Genomic DNA, 15688 nt, shown 5'->3' with positions numbered 1-15688 from the left:
AATTATCGTGAAATTAAAGCCCTTAGAATTACTCTTCTGACGTTTGTTGGGCCGCTTGAACCCCTCTAGGCCACGCGGTAATAACCGCCTTAAATATTGTGGCCAATGGGATCGCAAAGAAAACGCCCCAAAGCCCCCAAAGCCCCCCAAATAACAATACAGCCAATATGATAACCACTGGATGTAAATTTACCGCCTCAGAAAACAATAAAGGCACCAATACATTGCCATCTAACGCCTGAATAATGAAATAAATCGCCACCAAATAATAAAAATCAGAGCTAATACCCCATTGAAAATAAGCAATCAACACCACAGGAATGGTTACTACAGCAGCACCGATATAAGGAATCACCACTGAAAGCCCCACTAAGATAGCTAACAACGCAGCATATCGAATACCCATAATGGCAAATGCTACATAAGTCACCACGCCGACAGCTATAATCTCAACCACTTTACCACGAATATAATTAGCAAATTGATCATCCATTTCACGCCATACCCTACCAACCAACACGCGCTTATTAGGTAGCAAAGAAACCCACCAATTCACCATCATGTTGCCATCTTTCAGAAAGAAAAAAACCAATAAAGGCACCAAAACTAAATAGATCAAAATGCCGACTAAGTTTGGTAAATTTGACAAAGAAAAAGACAAAACAAATTGCCCGATACGGCCAATTTCCTCTCCAATCGTTTTAGAAACTGCACGAATCTGATCCTCACTAAATAATTGAGGGTAACGCTCAGGTAAAATAACTAATAAATCATGCCCTTTAGAAATCATCTTGGGCAATTCGGCAAACAATTGTGCCACTTGTGCCCACACCGCAGGCACGATAATTAACAGAATTGCCAAACATACGATGACAAAGGTAATAAAAACCAAAATGCTGGCCAAATTATGACCCATCCCACGATTTTTTAACGCCAGCACTGGCCCTTGTAGTAAATAGGCCACAATCACACTGGCTATGGCTGGAGCCAATACACTGCCAAGCGTCAGGACAATCACAAACCCAACAATCAACAAGAGCAATAAAAAGAGTGCTTCTTCATCTGAGAAATACTGCTCTACCCAGCTCTTAATTAGGCGCATCATAGACATAAGCTGCCTATTCTCCTTTTTTTATAAAAAAAATAAATTCATCATTCAGTTGTTCACGATGCGTCAACTCATGAGGACTTAAATCCACAAAGCTAGGAATATCCCGCCATGACCCTGAATCTGTGCATGTGAGCTTCAAAACCTGACCTAAGTTCATGGAACTTAAAGCCTGCTTGGTTTTCAATAAAGGCATTGGACATCGATATTCTGTCGCGTTTAAATGAACATCGAAAGACTGTGTTACCATTTAAGGAGCCCAAAGTATTAAATTCGAGCTAATATTATTCTAAAAGCAATTAACTGGCGACCATTAACTATAAGGATAGCTATGCCATTTATTCTAGCTTGTTTTATTTTTCTAACGAGCACATTAAGTTACAGTGCCAGCAATGACCTACCCAGTTTAGGTGATGCCACGTCAGGCCTAATTTCAATTGAACAAGAACACGCATTAGGACGAGCTTGGCTAAGAAATTTAAGGTCTCAAGCCTCCACTCTTCACTATGCAGAGCTAACCGAATATACAGAAAACCTCATTTACAAACTTGCCAGTCACAGCCAAGTTAAAGATCGTCGATTTGAAATATTACTGCTTGATAACAAGCAACTTAATGCATTCGCTGTTCCTGGGGGCATTATTGGAATTAATGCAGGTTTATTTCTACATGCCAAAAACGAAGCGCAATTTGCCGCAGTACTTGCGCACGAACTGGCTCATTTGAGTCAAAGACATTTTGCAAGACAAATCGATGAAAACCGCAAACAAACCCCCATAGCCTTAGCCACCTTACTTGGCAGCATCATGCTTTTAGCCACCAACAACACGGAAGCAGGGTTTGCTGGGTTAATGACCAGTCAAGCTGCTGCAACTCAATGGTCTCTTAGTTACAGTCGAGACTGGGAAAGGGAGGCCGATCGTTTAGGTATGCATACGCTTATTTCGGCCAAGATCGACCCACACGGCATGCCTGATATGTTCAAACAAATGTTTGATGCCCACAAATACAGCGAACGCCCTCCGGAATTCTTGCTCACTCACCCAGTCACGGAAAACAGGATCAGTGATGCTGCAGGTCGAGTAGACGCTTTGGATACCAAGCCATTACCAGAGGATATCGACTACCATTTAATGCGCACACGCTTGCAAATTAAATACAACAAACAAAGTCATAATTTAGCTTTCTACCTGAATCGTCTAAATACGCAACTTAATGAAGAGCAAGAACAAATAACCCGCTATGGTTTGGCTCTGATTTTATATGATTTAAAAAAATTCAAACAAGCTTACACCCACAGCCAAAGATTATTAGATTTAGACAAAAACAGAATCAGCTATCAAACATTAAATGATCAAATTCTTTTTGGATTAAACCACACAGATCAAGCCTTAAAGAATGTAAAAGAACAATTAAAACTCAACCCAAACAATCACCCCCTGACTATGACCTACACCAGCATGCTAATGAGCCTAGCTCGCTATCATGACGCCGCAGACGTTCTGCAAAGTCACGTACTCATTCGTAAAACCGATCCGTATATTTGGCAGCAATTGGCAGAGGCCCATGGCAAAGCGGGAAATGATGTAGCGTTATATCAAGCGCGAGCTGAGTTTTTACACCTAACCGGACAAAAGGAAAAAGCACTACAGCAACTAAAAACTGCACTGAACTTATCTAAGGGGAATTTTTTACTATCCGCGCGCATCGAACAGCGAGCTAGAGAAATTGAAGCCAGTACAAATGACCTAACATTTTAGGTCATTTGTTGTGTGCATCTTTAGAAGCGACGACCTTGAGATTGCACACCGTTTTGCTTAGCAAAATCCAACATACGCGTTAATGAAATCATCGCTTTTTTCGCAATACCTTCATCTACCTGAACTTCATTTAAGTTCTGCTCTAAACATGACTCTAAGTTATCTAAGCCATTCATCGCCATCCAAGGGCAGTGAGCGCAACTTTTACAGGTTGCCCCAGTGCCACCTGTAGGTGCTTCAATGAACGTCTTCCCTGGAGCCATTTGCTGCATTTTATAAAAGATAGCCTTATCTGTTGCCACGATAAACGTGTCATTGTCCATTGTCTGCGCCGCTTTAATAATTTGCGAGGTACTGCCCACTACGTCAGCTAGCTTTACAACGGGCTCAGGAGATTCAGGGTGAACTAGAATAGCCGCATCAGGGTAAACCTTTTTAAGGTCCAAAAGGCCTTTTGCTTTGAATTCCTCATGAACGATACAAGCACCATTCCACATCAACATATCCGCACCAGTCATACGTTGAATGTAATTGCCCAAGTGCTGATCTGGGCCCCAAATAATTTTCTCCCCATTAGCCATCAAGTCTTCAACGATTTCTAGTGCAATACTAGAAGTCACGACCCAATCTGCACGAGCCTTCACTTCAACCGAAGTATTTGCATACACAACTACCTTACGGTCTGGGTGTTGATCACAAAAAGCACTGAATTCATCAACTGGGCAGCCAATATCCAAAGAACATGTGGCTTCTAATGTGGGCATTAAAATGGTTTTTTCGGGGCTTAAAATTTTTGCCGTTTCACCCATAAACTTAACACCAGCCACAACCAGTGTTTGCGCACTATGGTCACGACCAAAACGAGCCATTTCAAGAGAATCAGCTACGCAGCCACCCGTTTCATCAGCAAGCGCCTGAATAATAGGATCGGTGTAATAATGCGCTACAAGCACCGCGTTTTTTTCTATTAGTAATTGTTTGATTTTTTGTACGTGAGCAGACATTTGTTCAGCACCCATATCTTGCTGAACACCATGCTCTAAATGATCTTGAATCCAAGCGTTAACGCTTTGATCATTAGCAATGATAGGTTGTGTCATAATGGAAGTAACATCTGTAAAAGGTAAGCTAAGTTCATTTTAACACAAGCATCATCTTGTATCACAACTGACTGAGCGAACAATATGTTTTGAACCTACAAATAAAAAAGGCAGAGTGAATACACTCTGCCTTTTAAAATAATGGTGGGTCGTGCTGGATTCGAACCAGCGACCAATTGATTAAAAGTCAACTGCTCTACCAACTGAGCTAACGACCCAAGCTCGGTGCGTATACTATACTGAAAATATTTTTTGTCAACAATTTCAATAACTTATATGCAAATTCTTCGTTTTGGTGGGTCGTGCTGGATTCGAACCAGCGACCAATTGATTAAAAGTCAACTGCTCTACCAACTGAGCTAACGACCCCCAAAGCGGGCGCAAATATTACTATTTTCCCGAGATAAAACAACCCCTTAGGAAAGCTTTTTCACATTATTTTCATATATTTAGCAAAAAATAGGGAATATGATGAGATTTATAGAAATTCAGAAGATATTAGCTTGCTTATAAACCAAGCTAATGAGTCTATTTAAAATTGTCTTTCAAATATTTTGATGCAAAGCGAGCTGATGCAGAGTCAGGATACTGCTTAACTACCTGCTGTAAAAACGTCTTAGATTGGGCCGTGTCACCCAAACGATGCAATACTACACCCAACTTATAAGCAGAATCTGCGCTTTTTTGATGCTCAGGATACTGATTCACAACTATTGTGAACGCTTTTCGGGCTTCATCCAAATCACCTTGGTTATAGTAAATTTGTCCAAGCCAGTAATATCCGTTAACTACAAGAGAGCTGTTTGGATAACTCTGTAAGAATTTTTTGAAGGCCACAGCTGCCTCAGGCAGCTTACGAGACTTCATCAAACCAAACGCCTCATCATAAGCAACTTGGCCATCACCTGAGCGAGGAGGCTCGCTAGTTGGGTTTTGGCCCCCTTGCTTAACCAACTGGGACATTCGACGATCTAAATCTAAATAACGCTCTTTTTGCTCTGTTTTGAGTTTATTCAACTCATAACCTTGCTCTTCAATGGTGGAACGTAATGTTTGAATCTCTTGCTTTAGCATCTCAATGTCAGAGAATAGCATTTGACTGGCAGCAGGAGACAACCCTCTACCGTTAGATGCATTTGAAGTAGACGATACCGATTGAGTTTTGGTTGCATCAAGTGATGACCAAGTCTCAGCACTGGTAAAATTAACACCCAATGCCATTACGGCAATGGGTGTCCATTTAATGCATGCTCTTTTAAACATTAGCGAGCTTGATAGTTAATTTCTGTACGACGATTTTTCGCCCAAGATGATTCATCAGAGCCCATCATAGCAGGACGCTCTTCACCAAAGCTGACGCTTTCTAATTGAATAGGATTTACACCTTGAACCACTAAGTAGCGCTTAACAGTGTCAGCACGACGCTCACCTAACGCTAAGTTATACTCAACCGTGCCACGCTCATCACAATGTCCTTCAAGCACGATACGCGCTTGAGGATTAGATACTAAGTATTCAGCATGAGCATTAAGAATATCTTTAAACTCTGGACGAATTTCAGCACGATCAAAACCAAAATACACAACAGTTTGATCCAGTAGTGGGTTCGCAGCCATAGCCGCTTGCTCTTCAGTTACCACATCCACTTCAGGAGAAGCAGGAACACCTTGAGTTTGGCTCTCTTCTATCGCTGTGTTTGTAGTGGTTGCAGACTCATCATTAGTACCGCCGCTGCTTGCACAACCAGCAATTGCCAAAGAAAGAAGAGACACAGTGAATAGTTTATTCCATCCCATGTATTGCATTTTTATTACCTTATTTTATGTATGTTAATTCTGATACGGGCCCCATGCGGGTTCTCTTACCTCACCACTTTTAGATGGTACTAAGAACTTCACATCGCCATCGACTGATACAGCAGCCAATATACTTCTGTTTTTATGCTTTGCCGCATACATTACCATAACTCCATTTGGAGAAACACTAGGAGACTCATCTAGATATGTGTCAGAACTCAATATTTGAAGTAATCCTCGTGTTAAATCCAAAGAAGCTATGTGAAAGTCACCGCCTTTTTCTGATTGATGTACTAATACAAGAAAACGACCATCCTGCGCAAGACGTGCTCGAGCATTATAATGACCCTCATAGGTTAAACGCTCTAGATAACCTGTTTCCAAATTCTTACGGTAAATTTGTGGTTTACCACTTCGTCCACTGGTAAAAATAATGTGCTTACCATCTGGCATCCAATTTGGTTCCGTATCAATCCCATAATGAGTTGTGATACGTTCTAAGTTTCTGGTTTTTAAATCCACCACATAAATTTCAGGATTGCCGTCTTTGGATAACGTTAGCGCTAGCTTATTTCCATCCGGTGAGAACGCTGGCGCACTATTTAAGCCTTTATTTGAACTGATTAACTCTTTTTTCCCTGATGCAATATCCTGTACATATACACGGCTACCTGAATCCTCCAGCATAACGTATGCAATGCGCTTACCATCTGGCGCCCAAGCGGGTGAAAAGATTGAATACTTTGAAGTAAGTATCACTTGTTCTCGCGCACCGTCACTGTCGGCAATGGATAAATTAAACCGAGTACGATTAGAGTTGGTGGTAACGTAAGCGATTTTCGTAGCAAATGCACCACGAATCCCCGTTAGCTGTTCATAAATAGCATCACCAATTCGGTGCGAAACATCTCGAACTTGAGCCATTGTGCCCTTTAATGTTTGCGTTAATAGCTCTCGTTCATTAAAAACATCAAATAATTGATATCTAACTTGAAACTGACCACCTGCTAATTGATTAATCGTTCCTATTACTACGTAATCTTGTTTCAATAAACGCCAATCACGAAAATATAAATCAGCTTCTGTCGCTGGGTGGCTGAGCATATCTTTTGGCTCTATTACAGCAAAGTGTCCTGAGCGCTCCAAATCCGATCGGATAATATCGTCAATACCATCAGGCATAGCTTGTGAACTATTCACCTTAAAAGGCACCACGGCAATAGGAATAGAGGAGGCAATCCCTTGAGTAATCTCAATGGTGAGTTCTGCCCTAACGGTCGCACTAATAAACAAGCTCAATAAAAAAATAATACGTATCATCATAAACGGGCATTTTCCGGTTTAAGGGTGAAAATGAATTGGCGAAAACTTTTCTCAAACAAAACCAGATCTTCTGGCACAGGTAATACACCGACTCGCCATACTGCCTGCTCTGCGCTGCGATCTAGTGCATCATTACCACTACTTTCAAGGAGAACCACTTCGGTCACTTCCCCTGTAGGCACCAGATAGATGCGCAAGACGACTTCGTCACTGTGCTTAGTACTTGGAGGTAATCGCCAAGACGCCTCTATTAACGCTTGTATTTGACTGATATAGCTAGCCTGTTGTTCCTGCTCATATTCCGCTTGTTTCGCAGCTTGCTCTTGTTTTTTAGCCTGCTCTTTAGCAGTTTGAGCCTCTTCTTGCTCTAAGGCATCCATAAAATCTAGCCCCGGCAAAGGTACTACTGGTTTAGCTGGTTCTTTAACTGTTGCGGGCTTGTGTACTTTTTTAGGTATCGGCTTTGGCTTTGGCTTTGGCTTGGGTTTTGGTTTCGGCTTTGGTTTTACCTTTTTAGGTGGTGATTTAGTAACCGTTTTTCTAACAGGCGCTACTTTTGGTTTTGGCTTATTAACCTGCACAATGCGCGCAGCGATATGCTGCGGTGCTTTCACCACTCTATCCTCTTTACCTATCCATTGATTGGTTAGTAATACCATTAGCACTAATATAATGAAGCCAGAACCTAACGCCGGAATTTTGAAGCTGGTTGGGTCAGAAAAATTCAACGCCATTACTTACCAGGCTCCGGCGCTTCTGTCACTAGACCAACACCTTTTGCCCCTGCCGCTTGCAAGGTGCTCATTAAATCAATCACTTTACCATAGGCTACGGTTTGATCGCCCCGTACCAATACTTCAGTATCTGTTTGTTGCTCTAAGATTTTAGACACGTACTGATGCACAAATTCTAGATTAACCGCTTGATCTTCATCTTTGCCGCGCTCGATGATGTATTGGCCATTGGCTTTGATGGTAACAATCAAAGGCTCTTCATTTTTTTTCGATTTAATCGGCTCACTCGCCACTTTAGGCAGGTCTACTTTTACCCCTTGAGTTAAGACTGGCGCAGTAATCATAAAGATAACCAGTAAGACCAGCATGACGTCAATGTAGGGCACCACATTCATTTCGGCGATTGGGCGACGCTTTTGCTTAGCCATAATTACTTTTTCACTGTTTCTTGAGTCGCTGGTGGAACCGGGGTCTCAGGGACCACTTTGTTCTTCTTATAAACTTGGCGATGCAAAATACTGATGAATTCTTCACCAAATGTTTCATAACTACTGATAACTTGATCCACCTTGGTGGTAAAGCGGTTATAAAAAATCACCGCAGGAATGGCTGCAAATAAACCAATAGCCGTTGCAATCAATGCTTCAGCAATACCTGGAGCAACCGTTGCTAAGGTAGCTTGGTGCACATTAGCTAAACCACGAAAGCTATTCATGATACCCCAAACGGTTCCAAATAGACCAACGTATGGGCTAGTTGAACCAACTGTCGCTAAAAACGGCAGATGTAATTCGAGTAACTCTGATTCACGAGTTGTTGCTACACGCATTGCACGTTGTGTCCCTTCCATTACGGCTTCTGGATCTGCATTGCTTTGCTGGCGTAAGCGACTGAATTCACGAAAACCCGCGATAAAAATATTGTCTACACCAAATGCAGGAGGTTCTTGATTAATTTCTTTATAAAGCTGGCTCAAATCCATGCCTGACCAAAAGCGATCTTCAAATTCAATCACACTTTTTTTAGCCGCACTTAATACCCTTTGGCGCTGGATAATAATCATCCAAGAGGCAAATACAGCCGCCAGCAACACCAGCATGACTAATTGCACGACAAAACTAGCATTGGAAATTAACGACCATAAGGTCATAGACTCATTCACGTTGTTGCTCCTTACTCATCACGGTCTGTGATGACTTTTATAATCTCATCTGGCATGGCCATTGGTTTTTTGGTGTCGCCATGCACACACGCCACAGTTACGCTTGCCTGCATTTTTTGTTCGTGACCACAAGTAATGGTTTGCGCCATTACCATTGATGCTTTTTTAACTTGCGTCACTGTAGTGATAACGGTTAGTAACTCATCCAATGTGGCTGGCTGTTGCCACTTAATTTGCATGTCTCGGACAACAAAAATAGTATTTTGTTGCTTCAAGAGGGATTGATTAAACCCCGCCTCCCTTAACCATTCGGTTCTGGCACGCTCGAGAAAATACAGGTAGCGCGCATGATAAACAATTCCCCCTGCGTCAGTATCTTCATAATATACACGAACAGGCCATTGAAATTGATTACTCACTACCCTCTCCTTTTGGGGTTAAACCGAAATGCGTATAAGCATGGTCGGTCACAACTCGACCCCTTGGTGTGCGCATCATAAAACCTTGTTGGATTAAATACGGCTCTAATACATCTTCTATGGTATCCCGTTCTTCACTGATTGCAGCGGCAAGTGAATCCACACCTACTGGACCGCCACCAAATTTTTCAATCATGGCCAACAGTAAACGTCTATCCATGTGATCTAATCCATGGGTGTCTACATTTAGCATATTCAACGCTAAATCTGCCATTTGCTGTGAAATGGTGCCATCCCCTTTCACTTCAGCAAAATCTCGTACGCGACGTAATAGCCGATTAGCAATTCGAGGGGTCCCTCGTGAGCGCATGGCTACTTCTTTCGCCCCGCCTCCTTTAATTTCAACCTCAAGCATAGATGCACTGCGTGTCACTATGCCTGTCAAATCATGCACATTATAAAATTCTAAGCGCTGAACGATACCGAAACGATCACGCAATGGCGAAGTTAATAAACCCGCACGGGTAGTGGCACCAATTAGTGTGAACGGGGGTAAATCAATTTTGATAGATCGTGCAGCTGGTCCTTCCCCTACCATGATATCCAATTGATAATCTTCCATGGCGGGGTACAACACTTCTTCTACAGATGCACTCAAGCGATGAATTTCATCAATAAAGAGCACATCCCCTTCTTCCAAATTGGTGAGCATGGCCGCTAAATCGCCAGCTTTTTCTAACACAGGGCCAGAGGTGGATTTAATATTTACCCCTAACTCATTGGCCATAATATTGGCCAATGTGGTTTTACCCAAGCCGGGTGGGCCAAAAATTAAAGTATGATCCAACGCTTCTTTTCGTGCTTTCGCTGCTCCAATGAAGATTTCCATTTGCTCGCGCACCACAGGCTGGCCTTCATAATCAGCTAAGGTCTTTGGGCGTATAGCACGGTCTTGATGTACTTCCTGTGGCACAAGTTGCTCGTTTTCGGCACTGATAAAGCGATCACTTTCTATCATATTGTGTTCTCGTGGTTACTGCTTCAACATGCCTTTAAGGGCAAAACGGATCAAATCTTCTGCACTGCTGACGGGGTCTTTAATAGCCGATATAGCTTTAGCCGCTTCTGTGGGTTTATATCCCAGAGCAATCAAGGCTCCTTCTGCTTCTTGAACCCACACTTCTTGGCCAGCAGGCTGCGGATTCGCCGCTGCCATCAACGGTAAGTCTGAATCCACTTGCCATTCTTTTAAGCGATCTTTCATTTCCACCACTAAACGCTCAGCGGTTTTTTTACCAATACCCGGTATGCGCACCAAAGTGGCGGTGTCGCCATCATGGATTGAGCGTACAAAATTAATCGCTTCAATACCTGATAATATGGCCAGCGCCAATTTGGGCCCCACGCCAGAGACTTTAATCAGTGCTCGAAACAACGCTCGCTGCTGTTTATCTGAAAAGCCGTACAATAATTGTGCATCTTCACGCACCACAAATTGTGTGTGCAAGGTAACGGATTGACCAAGGGCTGGCAGCTTATAAATGGTGGTCATTGGGGCTAAAACTTCATAGCCAATGCCATTTACATCAATCAGTAATTCAGGAGATTGTTTTTCAATGAGGATGCCACTAATACGACCAATCATATAAAGCTGCTTATTCTTAGAGTACTGTATTTATAATCAGTAGAGGTTACCCAATCCTTCATAGAATGGCTAGTGGCTAAGGGTTAAAACTCTTTTAAACGCCCTCGTTTTTGTCGGTTTGCCCCCGCTTGTGCCACTAAATTTTGGCTCGCGTAAGCATGGGTAATCGCAATGGCTAAGGCATCCGCCGCATCTGCCTGAGGTTTGCCGGGTAATCTGAGCAATAATTGAACCATGTGTTGCACTTGTTCTTTATTCGCAGCACCTGTGCCCGTCACAGCCTGCTTAATAGCGCGAGCCGCATATTCAGATACAGGAATATCTTGCATACTGGCGGCCACAATCGCTGTGCCTCGGGCTTGACCAAGCTTCAACGCTGAATCCACATTTTTCCCCATAAACACCTGCTCGATGGCAAATTCATCAGGGTGTTGTTCATTAATAATTTGCGATACACAGGTGTAAATTTGTTTTAAGCGATATGCCAAGTCTTGCGACGTATCTATACGGATACAGCCAGATGTGATGTACCGAAGCTTGCTACCTTGGGCTTCTATCACACCAAACCCGGTCAAGCGAGAACCTGGGTCGATGCCTAAAATGATGGACATGAATAACTCTTTTAAAAACCAAAGTGAGTACACAGGTATACGTGTAAAAATATACAGTGGTGAATATATCAGATAGATCAGATGTGCTCTAATAGAAAAATCTAACACAAGCCAATGATCACCGCATGCCTACATTGATTTTTCAGCTGACTTTAAAGCAATGGGATAAAAGTCAGCGCCATGACGCGTTTCAGACAGCCATTGCCAATGCAACGAATGTTTACCCAATCCAATCAAAGCCTGAATTCAGGCTTTTCGAATTACCTTGTGTATTCGATCAACACACTTTGGATTTCACAACTGAACCATTAGAACCAACATCCGCAGAACACATAATTGGTAATCAAGCTGGCCGCCCTATCAAACAAAGCCTATTAGAAGATGGCAGCGCCAAATTAGACCGGTTTATTATTTCAAACCAGCAAAACTCCATTCAGTTAGCCTATGAAGATGAAGAAGGAAACATCAGTAAAATAGGTGGTTTTAAAAATGGCTGGATTCAAGCGCAATATCAATGGCGCTATCGAGTTGAAAAAAACAATGAGATTTTCTGGCTTTATGAAGAAGTAACGCTTAATGCCGCTTTGGTTGATGAAATCAAACAGGATGTGTTTTTAGCGCAACCGCCAGCCAGCACTTTTAACACTGCAAAAATATAAGCACCCAAACAAAAAAAGAAGCCCGTGGGCTTCTTTCATAAACAAATAATCTTCCAAAAAGCTCTAAAGGAAATTCTGGCAAGGCAGCTTATTCTTTCAGAGAAGGCGCATAGCTGGCCTATGTAACTGATCTGAAAGGTTAAGATAACGCCGTCAGTGTTTTCGCTCAGGGCTTTCCCTCAAACTATTTGGTTTCTTTAGCGCGAACCTGAATCCCCACTTCACGCAGATTTTTAGCTGGCACCTCACCCGGTGCTGCTGTCATCACACACGCAGCCGATTGTGTTTTCGGGAAAGCAATCACTTCACGAATACTGTCAGCGCCTGTCATCAGCATGATTAGGCGGTCTAAACCGAATGCCAAACCACCATGTGGTGGCGCACCAAATTGAAGAGCATCTAACAAGAAGCCAAACTTCTCTTGTTGCTCTTCTTCAGAGATTTTTAGAATTTCAAAAACCACTTTTTGCATTTCTTGATCGTGAATACGGATTGAACCGCCACCCAGTTCACAACCGTTTAGTACCATGTCATAAGCACGAGAAAGTGCATTAGCTGGGTCAGCTTTTAGTTCTTCTGGCGAGCAAGACGGCGCTGTGAATGGGTGGTGAATAGCGGTTAGACCGCCGTCTGAGGTTTCTTCAAACATTGGGAAATCAACCACCCATAAAGGTGCCCACTCTTTGGTTAGCATGTTTAGGTCAAGGCCTAGTTTCACACGTAAAGCACCAAGTGCTTCGTTTACGATGGTTTCTTTATCTGCACCGAAGAATACAATGTCGCCGTTTTTAGCTTCGATTTTTTCCATGATCTTCATGGTGTTGTCATCGCCAATGAATTTGATAATTGGCGATTGTAAACCTTCAACGCCTTTTTCAATTTCGTTGACTTTGATCCAAGCCAGACCTTTTGCACCATAAATACTTACATACTTAGTGTATTCATCAATCTGCTTACGGGAAAGCTCTGCACCGCCCGGCACTTTAAGGGCCGCAACGCGACCTTTAGGGTCTTTAGCTGGGCCTGCGAACACTTTAAATTCGATATCTTGTAGGAACTCAGCTACATCGACTAATTCCATAGGAATACGCAGATCAGGCTTATCCGAACCATAACGGCTCATGGCTTCGCTGTAAGGCATGTGCGGGAAGTCGCCTAGATCAATGTCTAGTTGCTCTTTAAAAATGGCTTTTGCCATGCTTTCAGCCGCACCCATGATATCGTCTTCATTGATGAAAGAAGCCTCCATATCAATTTGAGTGAACTCAGGCTGACGGTCAGCACGTAAATCTTCATCACGGAAGCATTTCGCTATTTGGTAATAACGATCAAAACCCGACACCATTAATAGCTGTTTAAATAGCTGTGGTGATTGAGGCAATGCAAAGAAAGAACCTTGGTGAGTACGGCTAGGTACCAAGTAATCACGAGCACCCTCAGGGGTTGCACGAGTTAGAATAGGGGTTTCGATATCCAAGAAGCCTTGCTGGTCTAGGATGTTACGAATTTGCATGGTCACTTTATGACGGAAGCGCAGGTTGTGCTGCATTTCGTCACGGCGTAAGTCCATGTAACGGTATTTTAAACGAACATCTTCACCCACTGGGCTGTAATCATCCAATGGGAACGGAGGCGTATTGGCCTTGTTTAAGATGTTGATCTCTTTACCTAGGATCTCGATCTTACCTGTGGTCATATTGTCGTTTTCACTACCAGCAGGACGCGGACGAACCAAACCTGTAACTTGAATAACGTATTCGCTACGAACGCTGTCAGCTGTATTGAAGGCTTCAACCGTATCTGGATCAAATACCACCTGAACCAGACCTTCACGATCACGTACATCTAAAAAGATAACGCCACCGTGGTCACGACGGCGGTGAACCCAGCCGCAAAAAGTTACGGTTTCTTGAACCAGTTTTTCTGTAATTTCACCACAGTAATGGCTGCGCATAGTGAATTCCCAAATATAGCAATTAAATGTATCGATTTATGTGTCAGCAAAAGCCGAGCTTCTGGCTGAAAATTTCTATCTAAATGTGGCACTTGGCCAACTATTTTAGTGCTCTCATGCAGTGATAATGCACCGATTATCACTGTGAATGTGGCCTTACTTTACCTAAAGCCGATCATTCTCATAATAAGGCAATAGGAGCCCTAATATAGCCTGATTTATCAAAAGGCGAGCATTATACCCATTTTGCACGAAATTCCGACATCTTGTGTGACCCTGCTATGCTTTATTTATGTAAGGAGGTTCCATGGCAAACGTTCATATCGACAATTTTGACCCTGATTTGATTAACGACCTCAAGGATGAGCTCGTCGAAAAGCGTCAAGGTTGCAACGATCACCTTCTAAGCCTTGAAAGCAAGCCTGATGACATCAATACCATTAACCTTCTATTTAGAGATGTCCACACAGTAAAAGGGGACCTTGGCATTATGGGTATTAGCCAATACCTATGCTTACTCCAAGCCATTGAAGATGTTTTAGATACCTTAAGAAAAAGCCAAAATCGATTAACACCCGCTCTGGGTGACGTATTGCTATTAAGTCTAGATCTCACATTTAATGAGTTAGACAGCTTTATTAATGGTGGAAATGAATTTGATAGCACCAATTATGATGATACGGCACATCTCATTAGTACCCTTGCCTCTTTAAAAGGCAATGAATACGATCAGCAAATAATTCTCATATTGGAAAAGCTCGCCCCAGAAACCATTCCGTTAGAAGAACTTGAAGAAGCACAACACAAACTTTATTTTACCGAAGACGAAATCAACGAAGAAGTATCATTCTTCTTGCAGCTTAGCCTTTTGGTTGATCAACGCAGCCCATATGGCCCAGGACGAACCGAACGTATGTTCTTGCTGGCTATGAATATGAATCAACTGGCAGGTAATCCTATCAATACACATCAACTTCAAGCCGCACTGTATTTGCATGATCTAGCCATGGCTTTTTTCCCAAAAGGCATGGCTGACAAAGCCAGCGCCCTTAGTCACAATGATTGGAAATGGATCAAAAGCCACGTAAAACTAGTGCATCGACTCATTAGTAGTTTTGAGGTTTGGCATGAAGCGTCTGAGATAATATTACACCACCATGAGCGATTAGACGGCAGTGGCTACCCCGAAGGCTTAAAAGAATTTGACATATGTGAAGGCGCAAAATTACTGGCCATTGTGGACACTTTTGAAGCCATTACCCAAACACGAACCTATCAACCCAGCCAACAAAGACCCATGGTACGCGCCATAATGGAAATAAATCAGCATGTTGGAACCTTATATTGCCCTAACTGGGTCGAGCACTTTAACCAAGCCGTTAAACGACTTCACATAAAAAAAGCTAAAAAATAGGCCT

17 protein-coding genes and 2 tRNA genes are annotated in these 15688 nt (G+C 42.6%); 3 read left to right on the top strand and 16 right to left on the bottom strand.

Features of this window, described 5'->3' with window-relative positions:
• Positions 1 to 28: 28 nt before the first annotated feature.
• Together ABWV45_RS10445 and ABWV45_RS10440 are read right to left on the bottom strand one after the other, a co-directional pair.
• Positions 29 to 1105 carry an AI-2E family transporter gene (locus ABWV45_RS10445; protein ID WP_353351378.1) on the bottom strand — a complete coding sequence of 359 codons (1077 nt, stop codon included), beginning with the start codon at positions 1103 to 1105 and terminating at the stop codon, positions 29 to 31.
• Positions 1106 to 1118: 13 nt separating this feature from the next.
• Positions 1119 to 1358 carry a sulfurtransferase TusA family protein gene (locus ABWV45_RS10440; protein WP_353351376.1) on the bottom strand — a complete coding sequence of 80 codons (240 nt, stop codon included), beginning with the start codon at positions 1356 to 1358 and terminating at the stop codon, positions 1119 to 1121.
• Between the two features lie 81 nt (positions 1359 to 1439).
• Here ABWV45_RS10440 and ABWV45_RS10435 point away from each other — a divergent pair, with 81 nt between their 5' ends.
• Complete coding sequence (locus ABWV45_RS10435; RefSeq protein ID WP_353351374.1) at positions 1440 to 2867, top strand: M48 family metalloprotease; 1428 nt, start codon at positions 1440 to 1442, stop codon at positions 2865 to 2867.
• Between the two features lie 20 nt (positions 2868 to 2887).
• Here the strand turns inward: ABWV45_RS10435 and nadA are convergent, their stop codons facing one another.
• From nadA to ruvC, 13 genes are all read right to left on the bottom strand, one after another.
• Entirely contained in the window at positions 2888 to 3886 is a 999-nt protein-coding gene (gene nadA / locus ABWV45_RS10430) for a quinolinate synthase NadA (RefSeq protein ID WP_502914677.1), read from the bottom strand.
• Between the two features lie 223 nt (positions 3887 to 4109).
• Positions 4110 to 4185 (bottom strand) — tRNA-Lys (locus ABWV45_RS10425).
• A 75-nt stretch (positions 4186 to 4260) separates the two neighbouring features.
• Positions 4261 to 4336: transfer RNA gene (locus tag ABWV45_RS10420), tRNA-Lys, on the bottom strand.
• Positions 4337 to 4495: 159 nt separating this feature from the next.
• On the bottom strand, positions 4496 to 5230 hold the full coding sequence (ybgF, locus tag ABWV45_RS10415; protein WP_353351370.1) for a tol-pal system protein YbgF: 735 nt from the start codon (positions 5228 to 5230) through the stop codon (positions 4496 to 4498).
• Positions 5230 to 5772 carry a peptidoglycan-associated lipoprotein Pal gene (gene pal, locus ABWV45_RS10410; protein WP_353351368.1) on the bottom strand — a complete coding sequence of 181 codons (543 nt, stop codon included), beginning with the start codon at positions 5770 to 5772 and terminating at the stop codon, positions 5230 to 5232. The genes ybgF and pal overlap by 1 nt, the downstream gene beginning before the upstream one ends.
• A 24-nt stretch (positions 5773 to 5796) precedes the next feature.
• A complete protein-coding gene (tolB, locus tag ABWV45_RS10405; protein WP_353351366.1) occupies positions 5797 to 7086 on the bottom strand; it encodes a Tol-Pal system beta propeller repeat protein TolB in 1290 nt (429 codons plus the stop codon).
• Positions 7083 to 7820, bottom strand: coding sequence for a cell envelope integrity protein TolA (gene tolA / locus ABWV45_RS10400; RefSeq protein WP_353351364.1), 738 nt, complete (start codon positions 7818 to 7820; stop codon positions 7083 to 7085). Before tolA ends, tolB begins: the two co-directional genes overlap by 4 nt.
• Positions 7820 to 8248, bottom strand: coding sequence for a protein TolR (gene tolR, locus ABWV45_RS10395; protein WP_353351362.1), 429 nt, complete (start codon positions 8246 to 8248; stop codon positions 7820 to 7822). The genes tolA and tolR overlap by 1 nt, the downstream gene beginning before the upstream one ends.
• A gap of 2 nt (positions 8249 to 8250) precedes the next feature.
• Positions 8251 to 8982 carry a protein TolQ gene (tolQ, locus tag ABWV45_RS10390; RefSeq protein ID WP_353351360.1) on the bottom strand — a complete coding sequence of 244 codons (732 nt, stop codon included), beginning with the start codon at positions 8980 to 8982 and terminating at the stop codon, positions 8251 to 8253.
• Positions 8983 to 8993: 11 nt separating this feature from the next.
• The gene (gene ybgC / locus ABWV45_RS10385; RefSeq protein ID WP_353351359.1) at positions 8994 to 9401 is read right to left on the bottom strand and encodes a tol-pal system-associated acyl-CoA thioesterase; all 408 of its coding nucleotides are present in this window, start codon (positions 9399 to 9401) and stop codon (positions 8994 to 8996) included.
• Entirely contained in the window at positions 9394 to 10419 is a 1026-nt protein-coding gene (ruvB, locus tag ABWV45_RS10380; RefSeq protein WP_353351357.1) for a Holliday junction branch migration DNA helicase RuvB, read from the bottom strand. The genes ybgC and ruvB overlap by 8 nt, the downstream gene beginning before the upstream one ends.
• Positions 10420 to 10434: 15 nt before the next feature.
• The gene (gene ruvA, locus ABWV45_RS10375) at positions 10435 to 11046 is read right to left on the bottom strand and encodes a Holliday junction branch migration protein RuvA (RefSeq protein WP_353351355.1); all 612 of its coding nucleotides are present in this window, start codon (positions 11044 to 11046) and stop codon (positions 10435 to 10437) included.
• An 83-nt stretch (positions 11047 to 11129) separates the two neighbouring features.
• The gene (gene ruvC / locus ABWV45_RS10370) at positions 11130 to 11657 is read right to left on the bottom strand and encodes a crossover junction endodeoxyribonuclease RuvC (RefSeq protein WP_353351353.1); all 528 of its coding nucleotides are present in this window, start codon (positions 11655 to 11657) and stop codon (positions 11130 to 11132) included.
• A 125-nt stretch (positions 11658 to 11782) separates the two neighbouring features.
• On the opposite strand from ruvC, the gene ABWV45_RS10365 reads away from it, so the two are divergent.
• Positions 11783 to 12316 (top strand): hypothetical protein, encoded by a 534-nt coding sequence (locus ABWV45_RS10365; protein WP_353351351.1) that lies wholly within the window; start codon positions 11783 to 11785, stop codon positions 12314 to 12316.
• A gap of 184 nt (positions 12317 to 12500) precedes the next feature.
• Here ABWV45_RS10365 and aspS read toward each other — a convergent pair whose 3' ends face one another.
• The gene (aspS, locus tag ABWV45_RS10360; RefSeq protein WP_353351349.1) at positions 12501 to 14270 is read right to left on the bottom strand and encodes an aspartate--tRNA ligase; all 1770 of its coding nucleotides are present in this window, start codon (positions 14268 to 14270) and stop codon (positions 12501 to 12503) included.
• 307 nt (positions 14271 to 14577) lie between these two features.
• On the opposite strand from aspS, the gene ABWV45_RS10355 reads away from it, so the two are divergent.
• On the top strand, positions 14578 to 15684 hold the full coding sequence (locus ABWV45_RS10355; protein WP_353351347.1) for an HD domain-containing phosphohydrolase: 1107 nt from the start codon (positions 14578 to 14580) through the stop codon (positions 15682 to 15684).
• Positions 15685 to 15688 lie beyond the last annotated feature (4 nt).

Origin of the sequence: Oceaniserpentilla sp. 4NH20-0058 (assembly GCF_040371755.1) — a bacterium.
Taxonomy (GTDB): domain Bacteria; phylum Pseudomonadota; class Gammaproteobacteria; order Pseudomonadales; family Oceanobacteraceae; genus Bermanella.
This window is presented reverse-complemented; position numbering and strand designations above follow the sequence as displayed.

Coding starts and splice junctions, on each gene's coding strand:
- ABWV45_RS10445 (WP_353351378.1), bottom strand. CDS start 1,105: ATGATGCGCCTAATTAAGAGCTGGGTAGAGCAGTATTTCTCAGATGAA.
- ABWV45_RS10440 (WP_353351376.1), bottom strand. CDS start 1,358: ATGGTAACACAGTCTTTCGATGTTCATTTAAACGCGACAGAATATCGA.
- ABWV45_RS10435 (WP_353351374.1), top strand. CDS start 1,440: ATGCCATTTATTCTAGCTTGTTTTATTTTTCTAACGAGCACATTAAGT.
- nadA (WP_502914677.1), bottom strand. CDS start 3,886: ATGGGTGCTGAACAAATGTCTGCTCACGTACAAAAAATCAAACAATTA.
- ybgF (WP_353351370.1), bottom strand. CDS start 5,230: ATGTTTAAAAGAGCATGCATTAAATGGACACCCATTGCCGTAATGGCA.
- pal (WP_353351368.1), bottom strand. CDS start 5,772: ATGCAATACATGGGATGGAATAAACTATTCACTGTGTCTCTTCTTTCT.
- tolB (WP_353351366.1), bottom strand. CDS start 7,086: ATGATGATACGTATTATTTTTTTATTGAGCTTGTTTATTAGTGCGACC.
- tolA (WP_353351364.1), bottom strand. CDS start 7,820: ATGGCGTTGAATTTTTCTGACCCAACCAGCTTCAAAATTCCGGCGTTA.
- tolR (WP_353351362.1), bottom strand. CDS start 8,248: ATGGCTAAGCAAAAGCGTCGCCCAATCGCCGAAATGAATGTGGTGCCC.
- ruvB (WP_353351357.1), bottom strand. CDS start 10,419: ATGATAGAAAGTGATCGCTTTATCAGTGCCGAAAACGAGCAACTTGTG.
- ruvA (WP_353351355.1), bottom strand. CDS start 11,046: ATGATTGGTCGTATTAGTGGCATCCTCATTGAAAAACAATCTCCTGAA.
- ruvC (WP_353351353.1), bottom strand. CDS start 11,657: ATGTCCATCATTTTAGGCATCGACCCAGGTTCTCGCTTGACCGGGTTT.
- ABWV45_RS10365 (WP_353351351.1), top strand. CDS start 11,783: ATGCCTACATTGATTTTTCAGCTGACTTTAAAGCAATGGGATAAAAGT.
- aspS (WP_353351349.1), bottom strand. CDS start 14,270: ATGCGCAGCCATTACTGTGGTGAAATTACAGAAAAACTGGTTCAAGAA.
- ABWV45_RS10355 (WP_353351347.1), top strand. CDS start 14,578: ATGGCAAACGTTCATATCGACAATTTTGACCCTGATTTGATTAACGAC.